The 14,462-nt window shown below is 64.6% G+C and carries 9 protein-coding genes and 2 pseudogenes; 10 read left to right on the plus strand and 1 reads right to left on the minus strand.

Annotated features, from left to right (window positions below):
* Positions 1-14 precede the first annotated feature (14 nt).
* From BZL41_RS03725 to BZL41_RS03760, 9 genes and pseudogenes are all read left to right on the plus strand, one after another.
* Positions 15-1,160 (plus strand): slipin family protein, encoded by a 1,146-nt coding sequence (locus BZL41_RS03725; protein ID WP_095598047.1) that lies wholly within the window; start codon positions 15-17, stop codon positions 1,158-1,160.
* A gap of 86 nt (positions 1,161-1,246) precedes the next feature.
* Positions 1,247-2,467, plus strand: a complete 1,221-nt coding sequence (locus tag BZL41_RS03730; protein ID WP_095598074.1) for an RtcB family protein — start codon at positions 1,247-1,249, stop codon at positions 2,465-2,467.
* A gap of 4 nt (positions 2,468-2,471) precedes the next feature.
* Positions 2,472-3,815: a HEAT repeat domain-containing protein gene (locus tag BZL41_RS03735; RefSeq protein WP_095598048.1), complete on the plus strand. Its 1,344-nt coding sequence runs from the start codon at positions 2,472-2,474 to the stop codon at positions 3,813-3,815.
* Positions 3,816-3,825: 10 nt separating this feature from the next.
* Positions 3,826-4,443, plus strand: coding sequence for a hypothetical protein (locus tag BZL41_RS03740; RefSeq protein WP_095598049.1), 618 nt, complete (start codon positions 3,826-3,828; stop codon positions 4,441-4,443).
* 50 nt (positions 4,444-4,493) lie between these two features.
* Positions 4,494-4,571: pseudogene (locus BZL41_RS28965) on the plus strand (hypothetical protein); the annotation flags it as partial.
* Positions 4,572-4,606: 35 nt separating this feature from the next.
* A pseudogene (gene rtcA, locus BZL41_RS03745) lies at positions 4,607-5,630 on the plus strand (RNA 3'-terminal phosphate cyclase).
* Positions 5,631-5,690: 60 nt separating this feature from the next.
* Positions 5,691-6,047, plus strand: coding sequence for a hypothetical protein (locus BZL41_RS03750; protein ID WP_095598050.1), 357 nt, complete (start codon positions 5,691-5,693; stop codon positions 6,045-6,047).
* Positions 6,048-6,179: 132 nt separating this feature from the next.
* A complete protein-coding gene (pbpG, locus tag BZL41_RS03755; RefSeq protein ID WP_095598051.1) occupies positions 6,180-7,106 on the plus strand; it encodes a D-alanyl-D-alanine endopeptidase in 927 nt (308 codons plus the stop codon).
* A gap of 138 nt (positions 7,107-7,244) precedes the next feature.
* On the plus strand, positions 7,245-8,210 hold the full coding sequence (locus BZL41_RS03760) for an SRPBCC family protein (protein WP_095598052.1): 966 nt from the start codon (positions 7,245-7,247) through the stop codon (positions 8,208-8,210).
* A 56-nt stretch (positions 8,211-8,266) separates the two neighbouring features.
* Here BZL41_RS03760 and ettA read toward each other — a convergent pair whose 3' ends face one another.
* Positions 8,267-9,931 (minus strand): energy-dependent translational throttle protein EttA, encoded by a 1,665-nt coding sequence (gene ettA / locus BZL41_RS03765; protein WP_095598053.1) that lies wholly within the window; start codon positions 9,929-9,931, stop codon positions 8,267-8,269.
* Between the two features lie 187 nt (positions 9,932-10,118).
* Between ettA and BZL41_RS03770 the strand changes: the two genes are divergently transcribed.
* Positions 10,119-14,384, plus strand: a complete 4,266-nt coding sequence (locus tag BZL41_RS03770; protein ID WP_095598054.1) for an EAL domain-containing protein — start codon at positions 10,119-10,121, stop codon at positions 14,382-14,384.
* The last annotated feature ends 78 nt before the right edge of the window (positions 14,385-14,462 follow it).

Raw genomic sequence — 14,462 nt, forward strand, 5'->3', positions numbered from 1 at the left:
AAAGGAGAAGAAGAATGAAAATGCTGAAGCGCTTTGTAGTGAAGAAGAACGAACGCGGCCTGTTGTTTTCCGAGGGCGACTTCCAGTCCGTCCTGGAGCCTGGCCTGTACCTGCGCTTCGACCCGTTCAACCGGCTGGCGGTAGAAACCTGCAGCCTCAATGCCCCGTTGTTCGAGCACCGCATCGCCGGTTACCTGCGCAAGAACGAGCCCGCCCTGATCGAGCGCCACTTCGCGCGCATGGATCTGGGCGAGCACGAAGCCGGCCTGCGCTACGAAGACGATGTACTGGTGGAAATTCTTGCGCCGGGCGCCCGTCGTCTGTACTGGAAAGGCCAAGCCGACCAACGCCTGGAGCGCATCGGCCTGCGCCACGGCTACCGGCTGGATGCGGCGCTGGTCTCTGTGCTGACCCAACCCAGCCTGCGTAGCCAGGGCCTGGTGGGCCTCGACGCGATACTACTGGTGCAGGTACCGGCGTTCCAGGTCGGCGTGCTCAAGGTCAACGGCGATGTGGCAGAGCTGCTCCCGTCCGGTCAGTACGGCTTCTGGCGCTTCAACCGGCAGATCGGCGTGGAATTGGTGGATACACGGCTCCAGACACTGGAAGTCGGCGGCCAGGAAATCCTCACCCGCGACAAAGTCAGCCTGCGCCTGAACTTGGCCGCCAACTGGCGCTACAGCGATGTGCTGCTGGCTCATGCACGACTGGCGAAGCCGCAGGAACACCTGTATCGCGAGCTGCAGTTCGGTCTGCGTGCAGCGGTGGGTACCCGGACGCTCGACGAATTGCTGGAGAACAAACAGATCATCGACGAGACCGTGAGTGCTCACCTTGCTCGCAAACTGGCGGATACCGGCCTGGAAGTCAGCAGCCTCGGCGTGCGTGACATCATCCTGCCCGGCGAGATGAAGGCCCTGCTGGCCCAGGTGGTGGAAGCCGAGAAAGCGGCCCAGGCCAACGTGATCCGCCGGCGCGAGGAAACCTCGGCGACCCGTTCGCTGCTGAACACCGCCAAGGTGATGGAAGAAAACCCGACGGCACTGCGCCTGAAGGAACTGGAAACTCTCGAGCGGGTAGCCGAGCGGATCGACCGGATTTCCGTTTTCGGCGGCCTGGACCAGGTGCTGAACGGTCTGGTGAATATCGCACCGCGCTGATCAAAGTCTGTAAGGAGCGACGCCATCCGCTCACCCGAACATCCGACGGGCTGGTCGATCCAGACCGCGCAAAGAAGGACATGAACATGAAAGAACACAGCTACCAACTGCTGGAAGTCGCCAACGGCAAGCCGATCAAGCTTTGGACCCAGGGTGTACCGGTGGAAGAGGACGCCAAGCAGCAACTGACCAACACCGCGAAGATGCCGTTCATCTTCAGTCACCTGGCAGTCATGCCGGACGTACACCTGGGCAAGGGATCGACCATCGGCAGCGTGATTCCCACCGTCGGTGCGATCATTCCGGCCGCCGTCGGCGTGGACATCGGTTGCGGCATGATCGCCGCGCGCACCTCGCTGGTGGCCGCCGACCTGCCGGACAACCTGCACGGCCTGCGCAGCGCCATCGAGAAAGCCGTACCCCACGGCAAGACCTTCGGCAAGCGCGACCAGGGCGCCTGGGCCAATGTGCCGGACCAGGCCGATCACGCCTGGAAGGCCCTGGCCGGCCGCTTCAAGGCGATCACCGACAAGTACCCGAAGCTGGAGAAAACCAACAACCGTAACCACCTGGGAACCCTGGGCACCGGCAACCACTTCATCGAGGTCTGCCTGGACGAGGCGCAGCGCGTCTGGGTCATGCTGCACAGCGGTTCGCGCGGTGTGGGTAACGCCATCGGCAACACCTTCATCGAACTGGCCCAGGCCGACATGCGCCAGCACATCGCCAACCTGCCGGACCGCGACCTCGCCTACTTCGAAGAAGGCAGCAAGCACTTCGACGACTACGTGGAAGCGGTCGGCTGGGCGCAGGACTTCGCCAAGCAGAACCGAGCCTTGATGATGCATGCGGTGATCGAGGCGGCGCGCAAGGTCATCGGCAAGCCGTTCGAGGCCAACCTGGAAGCGGTGAACTGTCACCACAACTACGTGCAGAAGGAGCGCCACTTCGGCCAGGAGGTCCTGGTGACCCGCAAGGGCGCGGTGTCGGCGCAGAAGGGCGAGCTGGGCATCATCCCCGGCTCCATGGGAGCCAAGAGCTACATCGTGCGCGGCCTCGGCAACGAGGAGGCGTTCTGCTCCTGCAGCCACGGCGCCGGCCGGACCATGAGCCGGACCAAGGCGAAGAAGCAGTTCACCGTGGAAGACCAGATCCGCGCCACCGCTCACGTCGAATGCCGCAAGGACAAGGACGTGATCGACGAAATCCCGATGGCTTACAAGGACATCGACGCGGTGATGGAGGCCCAGCGCGAGCTGGTGGAAGTGGTGCACACCCTGCGGCAAGTGGTGTGTGTGAAGGGATAGGCAAATGACGAATCCAAAGGACTGGCTGGAGCGGCTGAAAAGCCGCCCCGCCACGGGCAACTACTGGCAAGACTATCGCCAGCGTGAAGCCGTGGCGGTTCTGGAGGCCAATGAAAACAATGGCGACTGGGTCGCCCTGAGCGCCTATGGGAACGGTTTCGTACGTGAAGCGGCCGTGCGCAGGCTGCTCGAAAGCCCCTCGCCGCAGGCCCTGGCGGCACTGTTGGAGCGCCTCAATGACTGGGTTCCACAGGTTCGTGAGCTAGCCATTGAAGGCGTACGGCCGTATCTGGTGCAGACACAGGCGGAAGCGCTGCTGTACGCCCTGAAACCCTTGATGGCCTTGGCCAAGCGCCAGCGTACCGATCACGCCCCGATCCTGGCGGCAGCCCGTGCCGCGCTGCTAGCGCCGGAGGTGCGCGTCACCCTGGAGAACGCCTGGCGGGACTCGCGTGGCTCGGAAGCACGCTTTTTGTTCGAATTGCTAGTGGAAGATCTCGAACACCGCCCGCAATTGCTTCGATGTGCCGTGTCCCACGCTGATATGAGCGTACGACGGATGGCCGTTCAGACCTGTGGCGAACTGCCGGCCGAGCAAGCCGTGCCACCTCTGGTCCGAGCGCTGGAGACACCCGGCGCCAGTGTACGCGTCATGGCCTTGCGCGCCCTACTGGGCCACTCCACCGAGCCGCACCCCTATCTGCAAAAGGCTCTGCTGGATGCATCCACAGCCGTGCGCGCTCTGGCGCTCTGGGCGGCACCGCGCTGGAACCTGGATCCCCGCTCAGTGCTACGCGAACGCCTGCGACTGGCGCCACCACAGACCAAGCGAGCTTGGCTCGGCATACTCGGCCTGGCGCATGACCTGAAAGAGACGCTGGATGAAGCCTGGCTAACTGCAGCCCAAAACGCCGGCCCGGCAGCCGTACGTCTGGCTTCGCTCGAGTGGCAGGCGGATAACATCCCAATGCTGGTCACGGCACTGAACGACGGCTCGAAAAGAGTCTTTCTGCGAGCAACGGAACTGCTGCGAAAACAATCTTGGGCGGAAGTGCAAACATCGCTGGACGAACGGCTGGTCGAGGCCATGGACAGCGGTCGCCGGGATGCCCTGGTTCGCCTGAGACCGGGCTGGCAGCAACTCGCCTACCTGTTGCGCCGTCTGGATGCCGCTTCTCCGGAGGAGCGTGCAAGCACGCTGGAGCGTTTGAGCGACTGGTGCCTGGGGCAGTATCTGATCGTTGATCCGATGACACCGAAACCCCAACGCGATGCCCTACTTGCACGTGTCAGGGAGTTGGAAATGAGCGGCACCCTGCCTACCGGTTGCACCGAACGACTGAAGTAAGGAGAGACCTATGCTAGTCGTCACGGAACAAGCACGCAGCGAAGCGCTGCGCGTACGGATGGATGCAAGCGGTTGTGTATTCCAGTTCGTCGTGCTCGCCCTCGAGGGCGACGCGACAGTGGACGAGACCCTGCACCGCCAGGCTCTGTGGGCCATGCACGAACAGTTGATGGCCGAATTGCACGCCTGGCACCGACAACTCGTGGCGAACCCTGCCTACGTCAACCAGCCGGCCCCGAGCATCGACTGGCACCCGGAGCGCGCCCTTGCGCGCCGACTGGCTGATGATGAAGTCGCTGGCCTGAGACGGACCGAGCAGCCCTTCTATCGTGCCTTTCGCAAACCGCCCTACGACACGCGGTTCCTGGGTGGGGAGGCCGAAGCCCAGGCCTTGTTCCATGAATGGCTGGACCTGCTCGGGCTTGTGGATGGCGAGCAACCGGAAGTCATCGACTGGACTTCGAACCTGTCCGCCGACGGGACAAGCGAGGCCCTCGATGCCGCATCAAGCGAACCCTGGAGCGACTATTTCGATGCAGGCCTGGAGTGGTGGGGTGTTTGGTGCCTGACCATCTGGAATCCACAGCGCAGAACCCTGAGCGTCGTGGGAGCCAGTACGACCGACTGATGGAAGCCACCTGATGCATCAAGAACAAACGATTTGGATTGGACGAGGAAATGAATAAGGAAGAACGACATCCACTCCCCGCCCCGATGCGGGCACGGGTGCTGGAAGAACTGGCGCGCCTGGAACGCATCGAGCGGCAACTGGCCCATTCGGGAGAACAACCATGATGGGCGACTACCTGGAAATCGACGGTTCCATCGGCGGCGGCCAGATCCTGCGCAGCGCCTTGAGCCTGTCGATGGTCAGCGGGCGGCCGTTCCGCATCCACAATATCCGCTCCGGTCGCAGCCGGCCCGGCCTGCTGCGCCAGCATCTCACCGCCGTGCTGGCAGCAGCGGAGGTGTGTGGAGCGGAGGTGGCAGGCGCCCAGCTCGGCTCGCAGACGCTGGACTTCCAGCCCGGCGAGATTCAGGCAGGCGACTATCGCTTCAATATCGGTAGCGCCGGAAGCGCCACCCTGGTGTTGCAGACGTTGTTCCCGGCGCTGCTGGACGGGCCGGCGGCCAGCCGGGTACGCATCTTCGGCGGTACCCATAACCCGGCCGCGCCACCGGCCGATTTCATCGAGCGCAGTTGGTTGCCGCTGTTACGCCGGATGGGCGCTCAGGTGGACTTCCGCCTGCTGCGCCATGGCTTCGCGCCAGCGGGTGGCGGTGAGATCGAGTGCGAGGTGGTGCCGGCCCGGGACGCCGCTGCATCTCGAAGCACGCGGCGAAGTACTGGAGCAGCGTGCCCTAGCCCTGATCGGCAATCTGCCCGGCCATATCGCCGAGCGTGAGCTGCAACGGGTAGCGCGCCGACTGCGCTGGCCGCAAGAGCAGTTGCACCAGCGCGCGGTGGCGAGCGCCGGGCCGGGCAATATCCTCCTGCTGGAGATCGCCTGCACCGATGTCTGCGAGCTGTTCAGCGCCATCGCCCAGACCGGCGTCCGTGCCGAGCGGGTGGCCGACCAGGCCATCGACGAAGCCCGCGCCTGGCTGCTCAGCGAAGCCGCGGTGGGCGAGCACCTGGCCGATCAGTTGCTGCTGCCCCTGGCGCTCGCCGGTGGCGGCAGTTTCACCACGCACCGGAGCAGCGCGCATCTGGAGAGCAACATCCAAGTCATCCGTCAGTTCCTGCAGACGGATATCCGCGTGGAGCCGTTGAGCGATGCCCGGCTGCGGGTGACGATCGGTAGCAGCGCTTGACGAATTTCTCACATTCGCTGACCTAGAGTACGCGGTATCCCGTCTCCCGGACGATGCCGCATGCCACGCTTGTTTTTCTCCCTGGTCCCCCTTCTCGCCCTGCTCGGCGGATGCCAGTCCTACCATGACTACCTACTTGCCCAAGGCTATCCGCCCGCGTACGCCGACGGCTTCCAGGACGGTTGCGGCAGCGGCAAGCAGGCCGTGGAGGGCATCGGCCGTTTCCGCAAGGATGTGCCGCGCTACCTGCGCGACCCGCTCTACGCGGAAGGCTGGGGCGATGCGTTCCACCAGTGCCAGACGGAAGCCGAAGCGGCCGAACGGCGCACCTATCTGGAACAGCGGAGCGAACGCGACGAAGCGTGGGAGGAGCACGAACGCAACGCCTTCGCCCACGCGCTTACCGGGAGGAGGTAAGCCGTTCGACCATGCCGACACAGACAGCGCAGACGACGTGTCCGGCCATCGAAAGAACTGCGCCTTACACCATCCAGCCCTCTTATACTGTCAACTACGCCACAACTCACCAAAGAGGCGACAGACATCGCTGTGAAAAACTTTCGTTCGGCTTCCCGCCTGCTGGCCTTATGCGCAGGCTTAGCCCTTTCGCTGCACGTCCAGGCAGCGGACCCGGTAAAAAAACCCAAAGCCCTCGAACTGGCCTCCGGCAGTGCCCTGGTGGTCGATTTGCAAAGCAATGAGATTCGCTTCGCGCAGAACCCTGATCTGGTGATGCCGATCGCCTCGATCACCAAGCTGATGACCGCCGTGGTGACGCTGGATGGCAAGCAGCCGCTGGACGAACAGCTCAGCGTTTCCAACCACGAAGCGGCGGCATTGCGCAGTGTGTTCTCGCGGGTACGGGTCAACAGTCAGTTGAGCCGCCGCGAGTTGCTGCAACTGACTCTGATGGCCTCGGAAAACCGCGCCGCCGCGACCCTGGCCCATCACTATCCGGGCGGCACCGCCGCTTTCGTCACGGCGATGAACGCCAAAGCCAAGGCCCTGGGCATGGCCAGCAGCCATTTCGTCGAACCCTCCGGGCTGGACAGCGGGAACGTATCCACCGCACGCGACCTGTTGGCACTGCTGAAGGCCGCCCGCCAGTATCCGCTGATTCTGCAGATGAGTACCACGCGCCAGCAGCAGGTCACGTTCAGCCACCCCCGCTACAGCCTCGGTTTCTCCAATACCAATCCGCTGGTCAGGAACGGCACTTGGGACGTCCAGTTGAGCAAGACTGGCTTCCACAGCGAGGCGGGACGCTGCCTGGTGATGATCACGACCATGGCCAACCGGCAGGTGGCCATGGTCCTGCTCGATGCCTTCGGCAAGTACACCCACGTAGCCGACGCCAACCGCCTGCGCCGCTGGCTGGAAACCGGCGTGAGCACTCCGGTACCGGCGGCAGCCAGGAACTATCGGCAGCAGCGCGACCTGTTGATCAGGCAGCAGACGGCCCAGGCGCCCGAGTAAGGGCGCCCTTTCAGCGCTCGCCACGGAAAGGCGATTCTGTGAAGCGCAGCTCAGAAAGAGATCTCCCGTCGGCGGGCCGAACGCTGCGTTCGAGCCCTCCAGCCGCTATGCTCGCGGCTCCCTGCCCCGAGCGTGCATATGGATATCCGACGCGAAAAACCCCTGCCCTTTTCCGCCTGGCTACCGTTCCTGGTTGGCGGAGCCTATGGCTTGCTGCTACGACTGCTGTTTTCCGGTCACGGCCCGATGCCTGATGCGATGGCCGGCGCCTTCGTCTATGGCATGCCGTTCGCCGTGGGAGCCGTCACCGTCTACCTGGCGGAGCGACAAAGCCGTCGCGGCTGGCTGTATTACTTCTTCGCCCCCTGGCTGTCGGTGACCCTGTGCGTCGTCGGCGCCGGCCTGACGCTGATCGAGGGGCTGATCTGTATCGCCATGGCCCTGCCGCTATTCGTCATGATCGGCTCGGTAGCCGGCCTGGTGACGGGCCTGCTGTGCCGCCAGCTCAATCGTCCACTGCGCTCCGTGCAGGGGCTGACCCTGCTACCACTGTTGCTGGTGCTGGGCGAAGGACTGATTCCCGGCGGCAATGGCCTCGACCGTATCGAGCGCAGCGTGCATATCGACGCTTCGCCTGATGCGGTCTGGAAACTGCTGCTCAACCCCAGCGACATCCGTCCGGAAGAAGTACGAAGCGGTCTGGCCTATCGCATCGGCGTTCCCGTCCCGGTACAGGCCCGGACCCTGGATGAGCGAATAGGTGGCATACGCCGTTCGACTTGGGCACGCGGCGTATATTTCGACGAAGTCATCACCGACTGGCAGCCCGGACGGCAGATCGCCTGGCGCTATGCGTTCCACCCGGACTCCTTCCCGCCCGGAACCATGGATGATCATGTGGTGATCGGCGGTCAGTATTTCGACCTGCTGGACACGACCTACCGGCTCACCCAGGAGAAAGGCGGCACCCGGCTGGATATCGAAGTCGGCTTCCGTACCAGCACCAAATTCAATTGGTACGCGATGCCAGTAGCCAAGCTGATGATCGGAGACACCGCGGAAACCCTGCTGGGCTTCTACAAAGGACGCCTGGAAACGAAGTGAATCACGGATAGACACGCCCCTTTCCCGCCAGGGAAAGGGGCTGTCCGAAGCGGCGGTTACGCCAGCTTCTTGTAGCGCACCCGGTGCGGTTGCGCGGCGGCGTCGCCCAGGCGCTTCTTCCGGTCCGCCTCGAACTCGGTGTAGTTGCCTTCGAAGAAGTACACCTTGGAGTCGTCCTCGTAGGAGAGGATGTGGGTGGCGATACGGTCGAGGAACCAGCGGTCGTGGGAGATCACGATGGCCGAGCCGGGGAAGTCCAGCAGGGCTTCTTCCAGCGCGCGCAGGGTTTCCACATCGAGGTCGTTGGACGGTTCGTCGAGCAGCAGCACGTTGGCGCCCTGCTTCAGGGTCAGGGCCAGGTGCAGGCGGCCACGTTCACCGCCGGAGAGGTCCTTGACGAACTTCTGCTGGTCGGCGCCCTTGAAGTTGAAGCGGCCGACGTAGCCACGCGACGGCACCTCGTAGTTGCCCACCTTGATCATGTCGAAGCCGTCGGAAATCTGCTCCCACACGGTCTTGTTGCCGTCCAGGCTGTCGCGGCTCTGGTCGACGCTGGCGATCTGCACGGTCTCGCCGATCTCGATGGTGCCGGAGTCCGGCTGCTCCTTGCCGGTGATCATGCGGAACAGGGTCGACTTGCCCGCGCCGTTGCCGCCGATCACGCCGATGATGGCGCCCTTCGGCACGCTGAAGCTGAGGTTGTCGATCAGCACGCGATCGCCGTAGCCCTTGGTGACGTTGTGGAACTCGATCACCTTGTCGCCCAGGCGCGGGCCGGCCGGGATGTAGATTTCGTTGGTCTCGCTGCGCTTCTGGAATTCCTGCGATTGCAGTTCCTCGAAGCGCTGCAGGCGGGCCTTGGACTTGGCCTGGCGGCCCTTGGCACCCTGGCGTACCCACTCCAGCTCGGCCTTCATGGCCTTGGCATGGGAGGCTTCCTGCTTGGCTTCCTGCGCCAGACGGGCGGACTTGGATTCCAGCCAGCCGGAGTAGTTGCCCTCGTAGGGAATGCCGTGGCCGCGGTCGAGTTCGAGAATCCAGCCGGCGACATTGTCGAGGAAGTAGCGGTCGTGGGTGATCGCCACCACGGTGCCGGGGAAGTCGTGGAGGAAGTGTTCCAGCCAGGCGACCGAGTCGGCGTCCAGGTGGTTGGTCGGTTCGTCCAGCAGCAGCATGTCCGGTGCCGACAGCAGCAGGCGGCACAGCGCCACGCGGCGCTTCTCGCCACCGGAGAGGTGTTCGATCTTCGCCTCCCACGGCGGTAGACGCAGGGCGTCGGCGGCGACTTCCAGCTGGCGTTCCAGGTTATGGCCATCAGCGGCCTGGAGGATGGCCTCCAGCTTGGCCTGCTCGGCGGCCAGGGCGTCGAAGTCGGCGTCCGGCTCGGCGTAGGCCGCGTAGACCTCGTCCAGGCGGGCCTGGGCTTGCTTGATCTCGCCTACCGCCTCTTCGACGATGTCGCGTACCGTTTTGCTCGGGTCGAGCTGCGGTTCCTGGGGCAGATAACCGACCTTGATGCCGGGCATTGCCCGGGCTTCGCCGTCGATCTCGGTGTCGACGCCGGCCATGATGCGCAGCAGGGTGGACTTGCCCGCGCCGTTCAGGCCGAGCACGCCGATCTTGGCGCCGGGGAAGAAGGAGAGGGAAATATCCTTGAGGATTTCACGCTTCGGGGGCACGACCTTGCTGACCCGATGCATGGTGTAGACGTATTGAGCCATGGATGACCTTGGTTCTGTGACGAAAACATGAAACGGAGGGCGGGGACGCTGGCGGCGCTCCCGCGCGCGTGCGGCAAAGCTACCGGAATGCGCCCCGGAGGGCAAACGACGCTCGTCGGCAGAGCTGGCACTTTGCCAGTTTTCTAGGCATGCTAACTTCCCCGCGCGTGATCCAGGCACGTGCGTCATGCCGTTACGCAGGACTCTGTTTCCCGTGCCGAAGTCTCCGTCCACACCGCCGCGAACCTCCGACGAGACTCCGCTCCCTGCGCGCGGCTCGGTCAAGGGTGTGCTGGTGGTCCTGCTGCTGCTCATGCTGGGCCTGTTGCTCTGGCAACTGCAGCAGGAATTCGGCCAGCAACGCGAAAGCCGACGCCAGCGCAGCCTGGAGTACAGCAGCCAACTGGCCGGTCATCTGACGCTCACCCTGGAACTGAAAGCCCACGCGGCCCTCGCCCTGCTGCGCCAGAGCGCCTTGCTCCCACCCCCTCGGGGTGAGAACCGCGAAGCCCTGATCCGCAGCCTCCGTCACCTGTTTCCAGGGCTGCGCAGCCTGGCCTGGCTGGATGCCCAAGGGCGGTCTTTCGTCGATAGCGCAGCCGGGGGCGACGACGCCGCGTTCCTCGCCGCGCTGGTCGAGCGCAACCGGGATCATCCCTACCACTTCGCCTTCGATAACCGCGGCGACGGGCAGTTCTACCTGCTCCTGCGCCAGTCCTCGAAGAACGGCGCCAGCGACTACTGGGTGCTGCGCCTGCCCGCACGCTCGATGGCCGACTGGCTGCGCGACCTGCACAGCCAGGAGCACCGCTGGCTGATCGAGGACCGCCTGAGCCAGCTCGTCATCGCTCGCCGCCCGCAGGCGCCGGGGCAGCCAACGCTCGCCACGCTGACCGCCGAAGAGCAAGCCCAGAGCATCCTGGTATCGCCGCTGGACGGCAGCGACTGGCAACTGCGCGCCCTGTTCGATGAACGCAAGCTCGGCAGCGAAGTCCTGCCGGGCCTGGCCGGCAAGCTGCTGCTGTTCCTGTTCTGCAGCGCCCTCGCCTGCGTCGCCCTGTTCGGACTGCAACGCGAACAACGCATCCTGCATGAACTGAACGCCGCCTCGCGACGCTCGTTGCGCTATGCCGCCAGCGCCCTGCGGGCCATCGAGGAGCGGGTCCTGGTCACCCGTGTCGATGGCCAGCTCATCTACCTCAATCCGCAGGCCGAGCAGCTGTTCGGCCTGAGCGGCGGCGAAATCCAGGGACACCACCTGCTCGACCTGCTGCCCGATCTCGACCCGTTGCTCCTGCACGGCGCCACCTTCCACAGCGATCTCGACCCGGACCTGGTGGAAGTGACCCAGCACGGCATGCGCCGGCTGTTCGCCGTGACCCGCAGCGATCTCGGCGACGACCATGCCCGCTCGGGCTACGTCTGGGTGCTGCGCGACGTCACGGAAAAACAGCAGGCCATGCGCGTGCTGCACGAAACCCGCCGCCGCTACCAGGACATCTTCGAAGGCACCGGCATCGCCCTCTGCGTGCTCGACCTGGCCGGCCTGCGGCGCTTCCTGCTGCAACAGGACCTGCGTGGCAGCGAAGCACTGGCCGACTGGCTGGCCGCCCATCCGCAGCGCCATCAGGAACTGCTCCAGCACCTGCGCTTCACCGAGGCCAACCAGGTGGCGCTGCGCCTGCTCGGCGTCTCCACCACCGAACAGGTCTGGCACCATCTGGTGGACAGCGGCCCGCTGCGCCCCGGCGGTATCCGCTTCCAGTTGATCGCCGCCGTGCTCGGCGAACAGAACCATCTGGAGATGGAAACCCGGATCGTCACGCCGCAGGGCGTGGAGCGCCACCTCTGGCTGGTCCTGCGCCTGCCGGAAATGATCCAGGACTACCACGCGGTTACCCTGAGCATCAGCGACATCACCAGCCGCAAGCGCATCGAGCTGTCGCTGATCGAGCGCGAGCGTTTCTGGTCGGAAGTCGTCCGCGCCGTTCCGGACACGCTCTACGTGCACGACATGAGCAGCAAGCGGGTGATGTTCAGCAACCACCACCTGGGCCTGCGCCTCGGCTACGACAAGGACGAGCTGAAGGAAATGGGCGAGCACTTCTGGGAGCGCATCCTGCACCCGGACGATTTCGAGTACTACCGGCGCATCCGCAACCTGCAGCAGGTGGTCGGCCAGAACGTGCTGCTCGAATCCATCCTGCGCTGGCGCCACAAGGACGGAAGTTGGCACTGGTTCAGCATCCGCGAACAGGCGCTGTCGCGCGACGAGGCAGGCCGGGTCAGCCGCCTGATCGGCGTGGCCAAGGACATCACCGAGCAGATCGAGGCCAGCGACTCGCTACGCGAAAGCGAGCGCCGCTATCGCCTGCTGGCGGAGAGCATCAGCGACGTGATCTTCTCCACCGACAGCGAGCTGGAACTGAACTACGTCAGCCCCTCGGTGCAACCGGTCCTCGGCTACAGTGCCGACTGGGTGCTGGCCAACAGCTTCCAGCGGCTGGCCGCCAATCCGCGCCAGTTGGCGGAACTCTACGCCATGCTCAACCGCGTGCGCGGTGCCCTGGGCGATCCGCAACGGCTGGCCGAGCTGCGCAACCAGTTGCCGACCCAGCCGCACCTGTTCGACTGCCTGCGCGCCGACGGCCGCAAGATCCCCGTGGAGCTGCGCCTGGTACCGATGTGGGACGAGCACGGCCGCTTCGAGGGCATGCTCGGCGTCGGCCGCGACGTCAGCCAGCAGCGCCGCGCGGAAAAGGAACTACGCATGGCGGCCACCGTATTCGCCCACTCTACGGCGGCGATCCTGATCACCGATCCGGCCGGCTACATCGTGCAGGTCAACGAGGCGTTCTGCCGGATCACCGGCTACGACAGCGCCGAAGTCCTCGACCAGTTGCCGAACCTGCTCACCGCCGACCGCCAGCAGGCCAACCACCTGCGCTACATCGTCAAACAGCTCGACCAGCGTGGCAGTTGGGAGGGCGAGATCTGGCTCAAGCGGCGCACCGGCGAAAGCTATCCGGCCTGGGTCGGCATCACCGCCGTGCAGGACGGCGAAGGCGATCTGGTCAGCTACGTGTGCTTCTTCAGCGACATCAGCGAGCGCAAGGCCAGCGAGCAGCGCATCCACCGCCTGGCCTACTACGACGCCCTCACCCACCTGCCCAACCGCACGCTGTTCCAGGACCGCCTGCACACCGCCCTGCAACATGCCGAGCGGCATGACGAATGGGTGGTGCTGATGTTCCTCGACCTCGACCGCTTCAAGCCGATCAACGACTCCCTCGGCCACGCCGCCGGCGACCGCATGCTCAAGGACGTGGCACTACGCCTGGCCGCCTGCGTCGATGAGGACGACACCGTGGCACGCATGGGCGGCGACGAATTCACCCTGTTGCTGCAACCGCGTGCCACCCGCGAAGGCGCACTGAACCGGGCCATCCACGTCGCCGAGCAGATTCTCGCCAGTCTGGCGCGGCCGTTCATCCTCGAGGGCCGCGAATTCTTCGTCACCGCCAGCATCGGCATCGCCCTCGGCCCGCAGGACGGGCAGGAGCTGAGCCATCTGATGAAGAACGCCGACACCGCGATGTATCACGCCAAGGAACGCGGCAAGAACAACTTCCAGTTCTATCAGGCGGAAATGAACGCCAGCGCGCTGGAGCGTCTGGAACTGGAAAGCGATCTGCGCCATGCCCTGGACCTGGGCGAATTCCAGCTCTATTACCAGCCGCAGTTCTCCGGCGACGGCAAACGCCTCACCGGCGTCGAGGCGTTGCTGCGCTGGTACCACCCACGGCGCGGCCATGTGCCACCGATCGACTTCATCCCGGTGCTGGAAGAGCTCGGCCTGGTGGTCCAGGTGGGCGATTGGGTGCTGAGCGAAGCCTGCCGCCAACTCAAACGCTGGCACATGGCGCGGGTCCGGGTGCCGAAGATTTCGGTGAACATCTCCGCCCGGCAGTTCGCCGATGGCCAGTTGGGCACCCGCATCGCCCACATCCTCCAGGAGAGCGGCATTCCGCCGGCCTGCCTGGAGCTGGAGCTGACCGAGAGCATTCTGATGCGCGACGTCGGCGAAGCCATGCAGATCCTCGCTGGCCTCAAGCGCCTGGGCCTGTGCATCGCGGTGGACGACTTCGGCACCGGTTACTCGTCGCTGAACTACCTCAAGCAGTTCCCCATCGATGTGCTGAAAATCGACCGCAGCTTCGTCGACGGCCTGCCCTACGGCGAACAGGACGCGCAGATCGCCCGGGCCATCATCGCCATGTCCCACAGCCTGAACCTGGCGGTGATCGCCGAAGGCGTGGAAACCCAGGAACAGCTCGACTTCCTTCGCGAACACGGCTGCGACGAGGTGCAGGGCTATCTATTCGGCCGGCCGATGCTCGCCGAACAGTTCCAGCACCACTTCGGCGGCGCCGCCCTGTTCGTTCTCAACTGATCGCTTTCTGCTCGCTTGCCGCTTGAAGCCGCTTTTTTCTGATGAACCCCGCTTGTCTGTCACATGACCGACCTTCAT

It is taken from the genome of Pseudomonas sp. PIC25 (assembly GCF_002286785.1).
Classification (GTDB): domain Bacteria; phylum Pseudomonadota; class Gammaproteobacteria; order Pseudomonadales; family Pseudomonadaceae; genus Pseudomonas_M.

Bases quoted from the DNA above. Each gene is read 5' to 3' on its own strand.
- BZL41_RS03725 (WP_095598047.1), top strand. From the start codon at position 15: ATGAAAATGCTGAAGCGCTTTGTAGTGAAGAAGAACGAACGCGGCCTG.
- BZL41_RS03730 (WP_095598074.1), top strand. From the start codon at position 1,247: ATGAAAGAACACAGCTACCAACTGCTGGAAGTCGCCAACGGCAAGCCG.
- BZL41_RS03735 (WP_095598048.1), top strand. From the start codon at position 2,472: ATGACGAATCCAAAGGACTGGCTGGAGCGGCTGAAAAGCCGCCCCGCC.
- BZL41_RS03740 (WP_095598049.1), top strand. From the start codon at position 3,826: ATGCTAGTCGTCACGGAACAAGCACGCAGCGAAGCGCTGCGCGTACGG.
- BZL41_RS03750 (WP_095598050.1), top strand. From the start codon at position 5,691: ATGCCACGCTTGTTTTTCTCCCTGGTCCCCCTTCTCGCCCTGCTCGGC.
- BZL41_RS03760 (WP_095598052.1), top strand. From the start codon at position 7,245: ATGGATATCCGACGCGAAAAACCCCTGCCCTTTTCCGCCTGGCTACCG.
- ettA (WP_095598053.1), bottom strand. From the start codon at position 9,931: ATGGCTCAATACGTCTACACCATGCATCGGGTCAGCAAGGTCGTGCCC.
- BZL41_RS03770 (WP_095598054.1), top strand. From the start codon at position 10,119: ATGCCGTTACGCAGGACTCTGTTTCCCGTGCCGAAGTCTCCGTCCACA.